Source organism: Methyloversatilis sp. (assembly GCF_030696805.1).
Taxonomy (GTDB): Bacteria; Pseudomonadota; Gammaproteobacteria; order Burkholderiales; family Rhodocyclaceae; genus Methyloversatilis.
This window is the reverse complement of sequence record NZ_JAUYRO010000072.1, coordinates 1-15321: the sequence shown is the minus strand read 5'-3', so window position 1 is coordinate 15321 and position 15321 is coordinate 1. Positions and strand designations below refer to the sequence as shown.

At 59.8% G+C, this 15321-nt stretch carries 8 protein-coding genes and 2 pseudogenes; all 10 read right to left on the bottom strand.

What is annotated here, in order from left to right; translation table 11 throughout:
* Positions 1–307: 307 nt before the first annotated feature.
* A pseudogene (locus Q8R75_RS12375) lies at positions 308–448 on the bottom strand (transposase family protein); the annotation flags it as partial.
* Position 449: 1 nt separating this feature from the next.
* Positions 450–1082, bottom strand: a complete 633-nt coding sequence (locus Q8R75_RS12370; RefSeq protein ID WP_305614432.1) for a response regulator transcription factor — start codon at positions 1080–1082, stop codon at positions 450–452.
* Positions 1079–2341 carry a response regulator gene (locus tag Q8R75_RS12365; RefSeq protein WP_305614431.1) on the bottom strand — a complete coding sequence of 421 codons (1263 nt, stop codon included), beginning with the start codon at positions 2339–2341 and terminating at the stop codon, positions 1079–1081. The genes Q8R75_RS12370 and Q8R75_RS12365 overlap by 4 nt, the downstream gene beginning before the upstream one ends.
* Positions 2338–4302: an ATP-binding protein gene (locus tag Q8R75_RS12360; protein WP_305614430.1), complete on the bottom strand. Its 1965-nt coding sequence runs from the start codon at positions 4300–4302 to the stop codon at positions 2338–2340. Before Q8R75_RS12360 ends, Q8R75_RS12365 begins: the two co-directional genes overlap by 4 nt.
* Positions 4303–4470: 168 nt before the next feature.
* Positions 4471–8130, bottom strand: coding sequence for a PAS domain S-box protein (locus Q8R75_RS12355; RefSeq protein ID WP_305614429.1), 3660 nt, complete (start codon positions 8128–8130; stop codon positions 4471–4473).
* Between the two features lie 164 nt (positions 8131–8294).
* Positions 8295–9431, bottom strand: a complete 1137-nt coding sequence (locus Q8R75_RS12350; protein ID WP_305614428.1) for an HD domain-containing phosphohydrolase — start codon at positions 9429–9431, stop codon at positions 8295–8297.
* A complete protein-coding gene (locus tag Q8R75_RS12345) occupies positions 9409–9759 on the bottom strand; it encodes a chemotaxis protein CheB (RefSeq protein ID WP_336623622.1) in 351 nt (116 codons plus the stop codon). The genes Q8R75_RS12350 and Q8R75_RS12345 overlap by 23 nt, the downstream gene beginning before the upstream one ends.
* 23 nt (positions 9760–9782) lie before the next feature.
* Positions 9783–11417, bottom strand: a complete 1635-nt coding sequence (locus tag Q8R75_RS12340; RefSeq protein WP_305614426.1) for a PAS domain-containing methyl-accepting chemotaxis protein — start codon at positions 11415–11417, stop codon at positions 9783–9785.
* Positions 11418–11475: 58 nt separating this feature from the next.
* Positions 11476–13611, bottom strand: a complete 2136-nt coding sequence (locus Q8R75_RS12335) for an EAL domain-containing protein (protein ID WP_305614425.1) — start codon at positions 13609–13611, stop codon at positions 11476–11478.
* Between the two features lie 354 nt (positions 13612–13965).
* Positions 13966–15072 (bottom strand): annotated as a pseudogene (locus Q8R75_RS12330) (ISAs1 family transposase).
* Positions 15073–15321 lie beyond the last annotated feature (249 nt).

Sequence of the window (15321 nt, the reverse complement as noted above, 5' to 3'; positions counted from 1 at the left end):
CAGTTCGCCGATCAGCGGCATGCGGTCGGGCGTCGCGGTGCGGAACGCGACCCGACCGGCGAGTTTGCGCACATCGGGCATCAGCACGGTGTCCGGCAGCAGCCGCCCGAGCCGGGCCAGATTGCCGGCATGGCTGTCGCTAGCCGCGGATGCGGATCAGTGGCAGCGCCAGCGCAGCCGCAGCCGAGGCATTGGCCTGCATCACTGCGTCGGCCGAACCGCACAGGCACTTGCCGTCGATGCCAGTCGGCCCGCCCAGCGCGGTGACGAAGCCGCCGACCCAGCGGCGAAACGCTGGCTCGAATTACCTCGGATCAATCACCTCGAATATGCGCAGAAAGGTGTCTTGCGAAGGCGCGCTGGTTGGCAGCGAGAGAAAGCGGCGCAGCCAGGCTCACTTCTCTGCCACCCATTCGGCGATGTCTTCGACCGTGTCGCAGTCGGTCATGTCAAATGATCATCCCGTGCTGCAGGGCGTAGCGCACGAGCTCCACCGCGCTGGTCATTTCCATTTTTTGCAACAATCGCTTCTTGTGCGAACTCACCGTCTTTGCCGACAAATGCAATTGTTCGGCGATGTCGTTCAGGCTGGTTCCCTGGACAATCAGTTGGAAAATCTGGTACTCCCGTTCGGAAAGACGCTCATGGGGTACTTTTCCCTCATCCGCTGATGTGAAAAAGACAAGCTTATCAACCAGTTCCGGGTCGATGTAGCGCCCACCTCGTGCGACCTTGCGGACAGCGGCGAGAATGCTGGAGGCGGGAATTCCCTTCGTCAGATAGCCGGACGCCCCCGCCTTCAGGGCGCCGGCGGCGATTTGCCGCTCAGCGTGCATGCTGAGCACAACGATGGCGAGTCCGGGGTGTTCATCCTTCACGCGATTCAAGAGGTCAGTGCCACTGGGACCGGGCATGTTCAGATCGGTCAGCAACAGGTCATAGTGCTGCTCGCGCAAAGCGCCCAATACCGCCCATCCGCTGTCGGCTTCGCCAGCAACCTCGATATCTCCAGCCATGCCCATTACCTGACGAATGCCCTGCCGGACGATGTCGTGGTCGTCAGCGATAAGTATGCGAATCATGGGTGTCTGCGTCCGCTTTTTGCCGCGAGGAGTCTGTCGGGGCCCTGCAGCGCTCCATGCTTGGTATCAGCGTTTTGCTCCTGACACGGAATACTGGCTGTCACAACGGTGCCTTCGCCGGGCACGCTGTGCAGCCGCGCCTCGCCTCCAAGAATGATGGCGCGCTCGCGAATGCCCATCAGGCCGAAAGTATTCTTTCCAGCAATCGTGCTCTCCTCGAAGCCTCGTCCGTCGTCGCGTACCTGCAACACCAGGTACCCCATTTCGACGCGGAGCGACACGTCCACCTGTCGTGCCGCCGAATGTCGCGAAACGTTGGTCAGGGACTCCTGAAGGATGCGAAACACCGCGGTAGCGCTCTCGTCGTCGAGCAGAATAGCCCTCGCAGGCAAACTCAATGTGCAGGTCACGCCCGTCCGCGAGCGGAATTCGCTCACCAGCCATTCGGCAGCCGCTTCGAGCCCGAGATTCATGGCCGCCGGGCGCAACTGACTGGCAACGTTACGCACCATGGAAATGGTGCGATCCATCAGTTTCCGCATGGACTCAACCTGCTCGGCAAGCGCTGGAAGGGCAGCACAAAAACGCATTTCAAGAATCGAGATATCGAGACTCAGCGCGGTCAGATACTGCCCCAGTTCATCATGAATTTCCCTGGCGATACGGGTACGTTCTGCTTCCCTGACCTGTTCGTTGTGAGCAGCGAATTCACGTATGTCCTGGCGCGAACGCAGTAATTCTTCGGTCCGCTCCCGGACGAGCTCTTCCAGCGAGCGATTGCGTTTCCGCATTGCATTCTGGTACATGCGCATGCGGATGAGATTGCCAGCGCGTGCGAGAAGCTCATCGAACTGAAATGGCTTCGTGACATAGTCGGACGCGCCCGCACACAGCGCACAAAGTCGGCGCCGGTGGTCGTCCTGAGCGGTGACAACCAGCAGAGGAGCCAGATCGCCGTCAAACTCGGCTATCAACTGTTCCATGAGCTGCACGCCATCCATGTGCGGCATATTGAGATCCAGAAGGATGAGATCGAACTCTTGCTCGCGGCACAGTGCGGGAACGTCGCGCGGATCGGTGGCGGTTACCAGTTCCGTGTAGCCGTGGCTGCGCAACATCCGCACCATCATCCTGATGCTCGCGAAGTCGTCATCGACGAGCAGTATGCGGGCCTGCAAGGGATCAACCTGCGCATCTGCAGTGCCCAAGGGGGCGCGAGGCCCGTCGGCCACAGTTCCTTCGTATTGATTGTCGGTCACGCTGCAGTACTGGCGAGATGGCGGTCGATGGCACTCATCAATACGTCCAGATCCAATGGCTTGGTGAGGTAATCGATGAAGCCTGCGGCGCGTCCGATTTCCTCGTCGCCCAGCATCGCATTGGCGCTGACGGCGATGACGGGGATCGAACGTGTCAGCTTATCGGCCTTGAGTAGTTTCAATACCGAGTAGCCGTCCATACCCGGTAAATTGATATCCAGCAGGATCAGATCGGGACGCTCCCGACGCACGAGCTGCAACCCGTCGTACGGATCTTCACTGACGAACAGGGAAATGTCCTGCCGGCGCTTGAGCAGTTGCTGCATGAAGCGCAGGTTGGCAGGGTTGTCTTCAATGTACACAATCGTCCTGCCTTCCTTGTCCTGCCCCGGCGAGGTCCCGATGGCTTCCTCTACTGCCGGCAACGACCTTGCCACGGGTTCGCCGTCGGCAACGACGACCGGAAGCTCGATCCAGAACGTGCTTCCAACTCCCTTCTTGCTTGCAACGCCGATCCGTCCCCCCATCATCTCGGTAAAGCGTTTGGCAATAACGAGACCGATACCTGTGCCCTCGATGGCGGACGCTTCCTGACCGAGCCGATTGAAAGGGGTGAACAGGTCCGCCTGCCTCGCCTCGTCGATACCTGACCCGGTATCGATTACGGAAATGCGCAGCCAGTCTGGCTCGGTCACGGCACATTTCACCGTCACACTGCCCCCCTGGTGGTTGTACTTCACTGCGTTCGAAAGCAGGTTCAGCAGAATCTGCCTCAGCCGCAATCGATCGGCGAAAGCCCACAGGGCCCCTGACGAGTTGCTCTGGACAAGCGTCAGACCTTTCTGTCGTGCATCGGCTTCAACCTGGACGAGACATTCCTGCAGCAGAGTTTCCAGCTGCACCGGTTCCGGACACAAGATCTGCCTGCCGGTTTCGATGCGTGACAGATCCAGCACTTCGTTGATCAGTTCGAGCAGATGGCGGCCCGCCTTCAGAATCTCGCTGACGCTGTCGGCGTGCTCCTCGGCCAAAGTGCCTTCGATCCTCATGAGTTGCGCAAAGCCCAGGATGGCATGCATCGGTGTGCGCAATTCGTGACTCATGCGCGACAGGAATTCCGACTTCGCCCGGCTGGCCTGTTCAAGTTCAAATTCACGCAGTTTCTCTTCAGTCACGTCCTGCACCGTCCCCATGATTCTGCCGAATTGCTCTTGATGGACGAGACAGCGCAACTGCATGAAGCGGATTTCGCCGTCCGGCCGGACGATTCTGGCATCCAGGCTGTGCGGCCCCGGGGTCGCTCGCACGCAGATCACTGCAGCGCGGAAACGCTCAAGATCGTCCGGATGTATCAGTTCATACAGAATCTGCAGGGTAGGCTGACATGTGGCGGCATCCAGGCCGGTCAATTCGTACACCATTTCGCACCAGTCAGTGGTGCCGTTCGTCAGGTCGACCATCCAGTGGCCCAGGCGCGCGATGCGCTGCGCCTCGAGATAACGCGACTCGGCTACTCCCAGCGCTTCCTGGGTCTGCTTCAGGGCGGTGATGTTGGTGCGGATGGATACGTACTGCGTTGGCAGTCCCGTGTCATCCATGAAGGGAACGATGGTTGAGGCCACCCAGTACATGCTGCCATCCTTGCGCCGATTGCACAGCTCACCCTGCCAGCTCTCACCCTTTATCAGCTCGGACCACAAGCGGTCATAAAAGTCCTGGGGGTGAAAGCCTGACTTCAGGATGCGATGGTTCTGCCCCAGAAGCTCCTCGCGGCAGTAGCCACTTACCTCGCAGAACAGCTCATTGACATACTCAATGTTGCCATCACAGCCCGTGACACTGACGATTGCATGCCTGTCGAGAACAGCCAGCAGGCGACGGGCTTCCGGCGCCAGGTCGTTCGTTCCGGCAAGATCAGCTGCTGAACTCTCTCCAACTCCGGTATGGACTGGTTGTGACATTTGCGGCTCCCATGTGCGGGGCAAGGTTCGTACCGTGCCCTCCTGTTTTGTAACTGCTACAGCTTTCGTCTGGCCTCGGCTGCTTCTGCCAAGGTGCCGGCTTCCTTCCTGCGCCGGGCGATCGCGATGGAACAAGCGCGATGCCGGCACCAGACAACGAAAACGTCGTCAGTCGGCGTCAACGACGCTGGCCGGCATGACGGAAGGACGCTTTGCCTCAGGCAGGCTGATCCAGAATCGACAACCCTCTCCCGCCTCGCCGGTTACCCAGATCCGGCCTCCCATCAGCGTCATCAAGTGCTTGCAGAGTGCCAGGCCAACGCCGGTACCTTCGGCCTGATCCGTTCCAAGCCGCTCGAAAGGCGTGAACAGCCGCGCCTGCTGGGCGCGCGTCAATCCCGATCCGGTATCAGCGACGCAGATGAACCAGCATCCGTCTTCGAGCTTGCAATCGATGCTCACCGTGCCTGCCGGATGGTTGTACTTCACGGCGTTGGAAAGCAGGTTGAGCAATACCTGTTTGAGACGGATCTGATCGGCCACGACAAAAACCTGCCCCGGCAAGATGGAGTTCCGGAACTCGATGCCCCGGACGTCCGCATCCGGGCGGGTCAGATTCAGGCATCCGCACAAAAGGTTGCCGAGGTCCACATCAACCGGCCTCACTTCCAGATGCCCCGCCTCGATGCGCGACAAGTCCAGTACCTCGTTGATCAGGTCCAGCAGGTGCCGGCCCGCATGCACGATTTCCGCCACGTGCTCACGTTGAAGATCGTCGAGTGGATGCTGCGTATCGGTACGCAGCAACTGGGAGAAACCGAGAATCGCATTCATCGGTGTGCGCAACTCGTGACTCATGCGGGACAGGAATTGTGATTTCGCGCGGCTCGCCTGTTCCGCGTCGTCCTTGGCACGGAGCACGGCCTCTTGCGCCATTTTCCGCTCGGTGATGTCACGGCACACGCCCAACAGGTCGCCGCACGGAAGACCTACGGCGTTGATATCGGTCGGCACGTTTCTGCCGTCCTTGCGTCTGAGATCGAAATCCGTGCGCAAATGTCCGCGCTCGCACAATTCATCGAACAGTCGTCGGGCCGTCGCGACATCTTGTACCTGCACGATGTCATCGACGCCCATCGCACACAGTTCCTCGACGCTGAATCCGAGCATTGCCGACGCCCGGCGATTGGCATAGTTGAAACGCCCCGCCGGGTTGGCGATGAGTACGGCATCGGCCGCGTGTTCGAGCACAGTGCGGAAGCGCTCCTCGCCTCTGCGCAATGCCTGCTCGGCTTGCGTGCGCTCGGTGATGTCCTGCATGACGGTACAGAAGCCGTGCGAGGTTCCGTCCGTTGCGCCACTGGGTATGTAGGCGACCGATATCCTTCGTTCGCCCAGCCGCGGCAAGGTCATCTCGACTTCATAACTGACCTGTTCGCCCGCCAGGGTCCGTGCGATCCACGGCGCTGCAACCAGGTAGGTCTGCTCGCCCAGCAGTTCGGATACATGTTGCCCGAGCACGTCCTCCCGCTGCCGGCCAAACCACTCCTCGCACTTGGCATTGATCATCCGGTGTCGCAGCCCGTGATCCACATACGCGATGAGCGCAGGTGCCGCATCGGTCACCACTCGAAGCAGCCTTTCGGCCTGCCGATGCGTCGTGACGTCCCGCAAGACCAATACGCGCGTCGCTCCGGTGAAGCCGCCCCTTGGCCGGCCACGTGCCTCGACGGTAATGCGCGTGCCGTCACCGCACAGCATGTCGTGTTCGATGTCGCTGACCTGTTCGTGCCGGATGGTGTGCATTACCCGCTCCCGATGCTCAGGGACGACAAGTTCCTCTATGAAGTGTCCTTTCAGGTCATCGACGGAGCGGCAAAGCATTCGCGCGAGCTGGGCGTTGCAATCGATTATCCGGCCACCTTCGCTCAGTACCACCGCTTCGAAGCTCGCTTCCGAAAATGCAGCCAGCCTTGCTTCGCTCTGCCGCAGGGCCTGCTCGGCAAGCATACGCTCCGTGATGTCGTGAACCATGCCGACGGAACGGACAATGTGCCCCGACGCGTCGCGGAAATGCTGGCATTTCTCGTGCACGAAGCGAATCTCTCCGCTGCCCTTGCGCACGATGCGGTGCTCGATTTCGTAGCTGTCCCGGTTATCGCCGAGCGAACTCGAATAGGCGCGGTCTACCGCTTCTCGATCATCGGGATGCACACATTGCAGGAACGCTTCATAGGTGGCGCTGAATTCATCGGGCTTGAAGCCGAGTATCCGGAACACCTCGTCGGACCATTGCAACCTGCCGTCGACCAGGTCGAGCTCCCAGCTTCCGAGATGAGCAAGCTCCTCGGTCCGCATCAGTTGTGCGCGGCTTTCGAGCAAGGTCTGCTCGGCCTTCTTTCGCTCGGTGACATCCATATTGAAGCCGGACAGCAAAACGGCTCTCCCAGACGCGTCGAATTGCGCCGCACCCACGCCATACATCCATCGGGTTTCGCCGTCATCGCGGCAGACGCGGAATTCGACTTCGAACGGATCGCCATGCACAAAATGCCGGTTCCAGGCTTCATCGACCCGGGGCAGGTCTTCCGGATGCACGCGTGATCGCCAGTACTTCGCACTGCGCATGCCTCCCGGCGCAATGCCATAAAGCCGCTCGTATTCCGGCGACCAGTAAAGCTGGTCCTTACGCAAATCCCATTCCCACAGGCCGACCTGGGCACCTTCCTGTGCGATGCGCAAGCGTCGCTCGCTCGTCCGCAATGCTTCGTCGGCCAGCTTTTTTTCCGTGACGTCCTCGGTAAGGATGGCAATTCCGCCGACCGTCCCGTCCGACAAGTACCACGGACATATCTCCCAGCGCAGCCACTGCACGCTGCCGTCGGCACGCTCGAATCGATCTTCGTCGATCCGCACCACCTGTCCAGCCAGCCCGCTGCGATGCGCGGACTTCCACCGGTCGGGGATATCGGGAAACACGTCGTAGTGACTCAGCCCGACAAGCTCGCGATCGACGAGTCCGTAGTCCTGCTTCCATCGATCGCTGACCGCCAGATAACGCATGTCCCGGTCTAACATCGCCAACGCTGCAGGTGCATGCTCGATGAGTATCCGCATCCGTTCCCTGCTCTCGTTGAGCGCCACTTCGGCTGCCTTCTTTTCATCGATGTCTTCGATGATCGCGATGAAATAGTCGGGCCGGCCATCCGGGCTCAGACACATGACGAGTGTCAGCCTGATCCACACAGCGCTTCCATCCTTTCGTACATGGTGTCTTTCGACGGCGCACCTGTCAGCCTCATGCGCAAGCATCCGGCGCATGTCCACCATGTCGGCTGCAGGGTTATCCGGGTGGATCAGGGCTCCGAAATTGCGCAACAGAAGGTCTTCCCGGCTGTAGCCGACGATGTCGCACAACCTCTGATTGACGCAAATCCAGCGACCGTCCGGGGTCACGCGGGCGATGCCGACCGTCACCGATTCGCAGGTTGTTGCCAGACGGCGTTCGGTATCGCTCAGCGCCTGTTCCAGACGCGCGTGAACCTTGCCGAAAAGGTAGCCAATGAGCAGGAAGAGTCCGAAGGCGTAGAACCTGGTCGGGCTTTCGATCGCCCAGCTCAGCTGCGGCGGGATAAAGAAGAACCAGACCAGAAAGATGCTCAACGCAGCGCCGGTAAGGCCGCCGCGTACCCCGTCAAGCCGGGCGCTGAAGAAAACGGCCGGAAAGAAAAGAAACCATACGAAGGGCGCGAGCCAGGGCCAAAGCAGCCATTGCAGCCCACATGCGAGCAGCGGCAAAAGCAGCGCGAGAACAAACTGTGGCGTCATTCCGGGGTACGCGGGAAAGCAGGCCACGGGAAATCGATCGGCGCGAGTACAGCTCGGGCAGGGCGTGACGACGTCCGGCTCGGGGCGTCAGGGAGCGATCCCGACCCGTGCGTTGCCAGCCGAACTGAAGCGAACGTTTCCATCCCGTTGAACCCGCTGGGGTGCTAGGCCGCAGAAACCTGCGGTTCCGCGAAGCGGTTCCGGATCTCAAGTACGGCAGGAAGATTTTCCATGAACAGATCGACCAGTTGCGGATCGAAATGCTTCTCGCGTTGGTTGCGCACGAAATCGAGTGCATCTTCGATCTGCCACGCGCGCTTGTACGGGCGCTCCGACGTCAGCGCGTCGAATACGTCGGCCACCGCGACGATTCGGCCCTCGAGCGGGATGCTCACGCCTTGCAAGCCGCACGGATAGCCGCTGCCATCCCATTTTTCGTGATGGGTGAAGGCGATTTCGCGCGCCATATTCAGGATGTCCGAATCATCGCCGGAAAGAATGTCCGCGCCTATTGTCGTGTGCATCTTCATTATTTCCCATTCTTGCGGTTCGAAACCACCAGGCTTCAACAGGATGTGATCTGGTATTCCGATCTTTCCGATGTCGTGCATCGGACTTGCGTTGAGCAGCAACTCACAGGATTCCCGCCCCATTCCAACCGCCTCGCCCAGCAGCGCCGATATCTTGCTCATGCGGACAATGTGCAATCCGGTCTCGTTATCCCGATACTCCGCCGCCCGGCCCAGACGACGCACGATCTGCAGCCGTGTGTCGTACAGCTCCTGCGTTCTTTCGCACACGCGCTGCTCCAGCTGGAGATTGCGCCCGCGAATATGCTTCCGGTTGAGCTGGGCCTGCAGAAGGTTGCGCACCCGTGCCGACAGTTCCTCGATGGAAAAGGGTTTTGTGATGTAGTCCTGCGCACCGCTGCGCAATGCGCGGATCCGGTCTTCCTGCGCGTGCTGGGCGGTCAGGATAAGGACGGGCGGCATGTCGTCCTGGTTCAGCGCCTGGAGCTTGCTCATGATCTCGAAACCGTTCATTCCCGGCATGTTGAGATCGAGTACAACGAGGTCATACCGGTGGCTTTCGAAGTGCGGCAACACCGCGTGGGGGTCAGAAAGTGGTGTAAGTCTGGTGTAGCCTGCAGCCTTCAGCGAACGTTGCAGCAGCTTCAGATTAACGATTTCGTCGTCTACAAGGAGGATGTCTGCCATCCGGACGTCGAGTTCCTCAAGACCGACACCGTTATCCAGTCGGCGCTCCCGATCCCACAATTCAGTTGCACTCATTGCATTCATCAGCGTGCCATTCCCTTGCTGATTGAGCGCTCCGTTCCGGAGTGCTCCGTTGCCCAAACCCCGCGTAGCCGCCGTAACAGGCTGGTGAGAACCCCTTCCACTGTTTCCAAGCTCGGGTTTTGAGGCAGGCTTCCTTCTCGAATCGCAGTTCCACTTTTCCCGATTTTCCTTGCGCAGCCAGCTGTTTCATCCCACAGGCGACGTCATCGCCCATGCCCGTGAGGGTCATGCCCACCGCATCTCGGTTTCTACAGTCTGCCGCCGAGCGGAACGGTACATCGACAGGCGGCTTGTGGCGGTTCGCCGGCGGGCTGTCGGGACACCACAACGGAGGGGGTGACTCAACGACTATCAAGTGACGAATTGCGAGACCGACTTCCGCATCCGTTCCATCGTGTCGCCGAGCCGCGCCACCGTCGCGTTGCTTTGCCCCACCGCGGCCATGTTCTGCTCGGTCATGACGGACACCTGTTCGACGTTCTGCGCCATTTGCGTCATCGCCTGCTGCTGTTCATGCGTGGAGCAGGAGATGTCATTGACCATGTGAGAGGTGTTCTCCATCTGTTGTGAAATTTCGCCCAGAGCCGAACGCACCTCTCGTACCAGCACCACGCTGGCATCGACTTGCATGGCGCCCGAACGCATGCTGTCGACAGCTTTGCCGGTTTCGCTCTGAATCGATTGTGTCATGGCGGCGATTTCCTGAGTTGCCTGTGCGGTACGTTCGGCGAGCTTGCGTACCTCGTCCGCGACCACGGCAAATCCACGCCCTTGTTCCCCGGCGCGAGCGGCCTCGATGGCGGCATTCAGCGCCAGTAGATTGGTCTGATCGGCGATGTCCTTGATCACCAGGGTGATCCGCGAAATATCCTCCGCCCGACTACCCAGCATCTCCACCTGTTGCGCCGCCGCCTTGACGGACTCCGAGAGAGTGCTGATCGTCTGACTGGTCTGCTCGGACAGTTCTGCTCCCTTGGCTGACAAACGCGTTGCAAGCGACGCGGAGTCCCGGGTTGCAGCGGCGTGATTGGCGACTTCACCTATGGATACGGTGATTTGCTCGATGCCGGACGCGGCAGCGGCGGACGCGTCGCTTTGCACTCTGGCCGAGTTCTCGACGCTGGCGATGTCGCCGCTCACTTCAACGACGGATTCGCGCACCAGTTTCGCGCTGTCCTGCATGCCAAGCAACGTTGCCTGCACCCAAGCTACGAGATCGTCTATCGTGCGGCCAACGTCGCCGATCCTGTCCTCTCGCTTCGGATCAGAACGCAACTTCAAATTGCCACTTTTCATGATCGCTTCGAGGTGATCGGCCATCGACGTCATGTCCCGATTCATGCGTGGCCCCGCAAACAGGGCGTAAAACAATCCCTGTGCAAACCCCAGGCACGCCAACGATTCAATAACAATGGTTCTCGCAGGGAACTCGACCAGCATGCCGGCGACACTGGCAGCGCTCAAGAGCAGCAGCAGCACGCTCATGAGCAGGCTCTGGTTGCGAAAATCGAGATAGTGCGCCAGCGGCGATTTGCGCTTGGGGACGATGCGGCCGTGTTTGACACTGATCAAGGCATCGCCCTCGCGCAGGCGTCGGTAGGCTCCGTCAGCCGCTGCGACTTCCTCCCGCGTCGGGCGTAAGCGGACCGATTGGTAACCAATCACCTGGCCATTCTCGCGAACCGGGGAACTGTTCGCAACGACCCAGTAATAGCCGCCGTCGCTGCGACGGTTCTTGACGATGCCGCGCCAAGGTCTTCCCGCCTTGAGGTCGCGCCACATGTCGGCAAAGGCCTCGGGCGGCATGTCCGGATGGCGCACCATGTTATGCGGTTGCCCCAGCATCGCGTCCCGAGTGAAGGCGCTGATGGACGCAAAAGCTTCGTTCGCTTCGACGAGGTTGCCGGCGAGATCGGTGCGCGAATAGATGAACATACCCTCGGGAAGCAGGGTCTCGGCGGTCGTGACAGGTTGGTTGATGCGCATGGGTTCCTCCGTGAGCGGAAAAAAAGTTGCAATTGAAGTATCCGTAGAACCGAAAAGGTTAAACGGCCAGTCTGTCTCTCTGCCGTTCTTCGGTCTCCACCGCGGGCGCAAGGAAGCACGCCAGCCCTTGCAGATCAGCAGGCAACGAGGGCACGCCGAACAGGTAGCCTTGCAGGCGGTTGCATCCCAGCTTGGCGAGTTGGGCAAATTGTTCGACTGTTTCAACGCCTTCGCCCACAACCTCCAGATTCAGATTGCCAGCCAGCGAAATGATCGCGCGCACGATAGTCATTGCTTCGGGATCGGCGGTCAGTTCGCTTACGAAACTGCGATCGATCTTCACCGTGCGCACGCGGAGGCGCATGAGGTACGACAGTGAGGAGTAACCTGTACCAAAGTCATCTATTGCTATGGAGATTCCGATAGCATTAAGAGCGGCGAGCACAGCGCCGGTATGCTGAAGATCTTTCATCAGCGTGCTCTCGGTGATTTCGAGTTCCAGCAGGTGCGGATCGAAACTGGCCTCGATCAGGGCGGCGGAAATGTCGGCAACCAGTTCCGCATCGGTCATTTGCCTGCCCGAAAGGTTGAAACAAAGCCCGATATCCGGGCGCAAGCGCTGCACGTTCCGTACGTCGTGCAGCGCTTGACGCAGCGACCAGCGGCTCACCGGAACAATCAGTCCAGTTTCTTCCATGATGGGAATGAAGCGGTCGGGCGGTACCGAGCCCATTTTTGGACTGTTCCATCGCAACAGAGCTTCAACCGCCATCATCCGGCCCGAGTGCGCGTCGACGATGGGCTGATAGACGAGGAAAAGCTCTTGCCGGGCCAGCGCCCCATGCAGTTCGATCTCGAGCGCCAGATCGCTATGCGCATGCACGTCCATGTGATGTTCATAGAAACAGGAGGTATTGCGCCCTGCTGATTTCGCCTGGTACATCGATACATCGGCCCGACTGAGCAGTTCGTCTTTTGACGCTGCATCGTCGGGGTACAAAGCGATGCCCACGCTGGCGGTGACGAAAAATTCGCGTCCCTCAAGGCGGATGGCCTGCCCCAGCCCCTTCAATATATTCGCGACGACCTGGCTCACGTCCTCACGGCACTTGACCTCTTCGAGCAGGATCATGAATTCGTCGCCACCGAGCCGCGCCACCATGTCGGTCGCACGGACGCTGGCACGCAGGCGCCGCGCGATCTCTATCAAGAGACCGTCGCCGACGTTGTGGCCCAGCGTGTCGTTAATCACCTTGAAACGGTCGAGATCGATGAACAACACAGCTAGTTGCTGCCCTTGCCTCCCGGCGCTGCTCATTACCTGTTCCAGCCGTTCCATGAACAGACGCCGATTCGGTAGTTTGGTCAGTGTGTCGGTGTTCGCGAGGTATTCGAGTTGGTCTTGGACGCGTATGCGTTCGCTCACGTCCTTGGATGTTGCTACGTAATGGCTGATCCTCTGCTGGCTGTCGAAGATGGGACTGATGGTCTTTTCTTCGAAATACAGTTCGCCGCTTTTACGCCGATTAGTGAATACCGCGCGGAAAACCTCGCCCCGTTTGATCGTGCTCCACATGCAATCGTAGAACTTACTACTGTGCTGATCTGACTTGAGGATGCGGGGCGTATGGCCCAGCACTTCTTTGGCGAGGTAACCAGTGGTACGTTCGAACGCCGGATTGACGTATTCGATGAAGCCAGCGGCGCAAGTGATAAGCACCGAATCATGTGTCTGGTGGGCCGCCTGAGCGAGGATTTCAAGCTCGCGGGCGATGCTGGTTCCCGCTGCTACTTCGCTCAGCCGGAGCAACCACTCTTCGGCGCCCGACACGTTGTGAAAGCATGTGCATTCAACGTTTACTGTTCTTTCTGCAACACTTGCCTGCAAACGCCAGACATAACTATGAGGGTCGCTACGACAGTCCGCCATCACCTGCGACCAGCTTGTCGTGCCTTGGTCTGACAACGCCTCAAATATTGCAGTGACGAGCCGCCCCGTCAGGTCAGGCACACCGTCTAGCGTCTGCGAGTGGCGCAATACGACCCCTTTGGTGGAGACCAGAAGATAAGTAGCCGCTTTAGGCTGGGGGGGCATGAAGCTGCCGAAGCGGACTGCGGTGTGACTTTCCGGTTCGTAATCGAGTGCGTAGGGCGTTCGGTGCCCTCCGGACGCGAAGCGTGTGAAGTCGTTCATAGATCAATACCTTTCAACTGCATGCGTGCCACGATTTGGCTGTGCATCATTGTTGGAGTTTGTATTGCGCCGCACCTCGGCCTCTTCTTGGTCCCTCCTCCTTCTAACGAGACGCTGGAAGAGGCTGCTGATCCACCTTCTGCTGCGCTTGAAACCGCAGACTTGCAACCACTCATGGGTTGAGTTAACGCCGTTCCAATAGGGGCGCGGTATCAGGAGATGACTCGGGGAATACCCAGTGGATACTCACGTGATTAAGGATTTCCCTACCTGCATCGCAGCAAGAGCAGGTATTTTTTTGGGGGGGCGCGCGTGCAGAGTGGGTGAATGGTCCAGGGCCGTTGCACTCGAAAGTCATAGCGGTTTGATCCCGAGCACGGCCAAAGGGATGTTTTCGTCACACGCAGCGCGCTTGCGATTTCGTCGCAGGCTGGCTCTGGCTCTGGCGGTTCAGGTGCAAGTCAGGTTGTGCACCGTTTTCTTCAGCAGCGACAGATTCTGCGGCGCATGGTCCTTTCGAACGGAGCAGGCGTCTTCGCCGAACCGCACGTCGTCCAGCACCCGTGCATCCGGTGCTCGATGCCCCAGGGCGCGCGGGCAGCGCCTGCCCGCTCGTCGGCGCTCAGTCGCGCGAGCTGAGGTAATGGCGAAACTCGGGCCCGGCGTACTGGCTACCCTCGGTGCGCTTCGTGAGGATGCGACCGATCCAATGGCAACCGGGCTCTTGCATCGGATCGACGTTGCTGTCTGCCGGTGGTACTCAAGCAGAGTGCCCCACGGGGCGTCCGTGGCTCTTTTCGACGGGGCTGCGCACCAGCGGGGGGGCGACAAAAGCGCCTCGGATCATGCGCAACAAATTCGGCTGGTGCCGCTGACCTCCAGCAGATAGTCGCTTCCCTGCGTGACGATGTGCTCCGCATTCGCTTTCTGGCAGCCCCCCGCGTCAATGCTCAAGAAGTAGCCGCCGAGATCCAGGTCCGAAAGCAGTAAGGGGTCGCCGTGATTTCGTTGCTCTTGCTGGCAACCGTCCAACTTCCTTGGGGTCGGTTCAAGCCCGGGGCGGTTCAGACGCCTGCCCGAGCACCAGCGACAGATCGCTTTGAAAGGCGCTGACCATGTGCACCATGTCCTGTTCCGCGTTGGCCGAAGCGCGCAGGTACTTGCCGTTGATGGCGATCCAACCGCACAGCGCGATGACGATGCCGCCGATCCATCAGTGAACCGCTTGCTCGAACTGCTGCGGGTCGATCGACCGGAAGATGCGCAGAAAGGTGTCCTGCGAAGGCACGTCGTTGGGCAGCGCGAGACAGCAGCGAAGCCGCGGTTCCTTCATCGTGGCACATTCGGCGATGTCCTCGACCGTGTCGCAGTCGGACAGCAGGCACACACGACCATCACCAGAATCTCCTGAAAGTCATGCCGCGTGCCGTTGCTGGGACGGCGCGGGTCCGCTGGGCGCAAAGAGGTACTTGCAAGTGCAAGAATGTAAAAGACAATTCGAGGCGTGCGTGTCAAGTCTGGCCGTAGCCTGACTTTGATCCAGCTCAAGTTTTGGCGAAGAACCTTGCTGGTGCGATGGCCGATGCGAGGTCGTGTTCGACCGGCAGCGGGTCGCCGCACAAAGCCGCGGCCAGCACTTCGGCACCCAGCGTCGACCACACCAGTCCGCGCGAACCCAGCCCGGTGAAGGCGTACAGGCCGGGTTGGCCG

Excerpts from the sequence above, each read along its gene's own strand:
- Q8R75_RS12370 (WP_305614432.1), bottom strand. The coding sequence starts at position 1,082 with ATGATTCGCATACTTATCGCTGACGACCACGACATCGTCCGGCAGGGC.
- Q8R75_RS12350 (WP_305614428.1), bottom strand. The coding sequence starts at position 9,431 with ATGAATGCAATGAGTGCAACTGAATTGTGGGATCGGGAGCGCCGACTG.
- Q8R75_RS12340 (WP_305614426.1), bottom strand. The coding sequence starts at position 11,417 with ATGCGCATCAACCAACCTGTCACGACCGCCGAGACCCTGCTTCCCGAG.
- Q8R75_RS12360 (WP_305614430.1), bottom strand. The coding sequence starts at position 4,302 with ATGTCACAACCAGTCCATACCGGAGTTGGAGAGAGTTCAGCAGCTGAT.
- Q8R75_RS12335 (WP_305614425.1), bottom strand. The coding sequence starts at position 13,611 with ATGAACGACTTCACACGCTTCGCGTCCGGAGGGCACCGAACGCCCTAC.
- Q8R75_RS12355 (WP_305614429.1), bottom strand. The coding sequence starts at position 8,130 with ATGACGCCACAGTTTGTTCTCGCGCTGCTTTTGCCGCTGCTCGCATGT.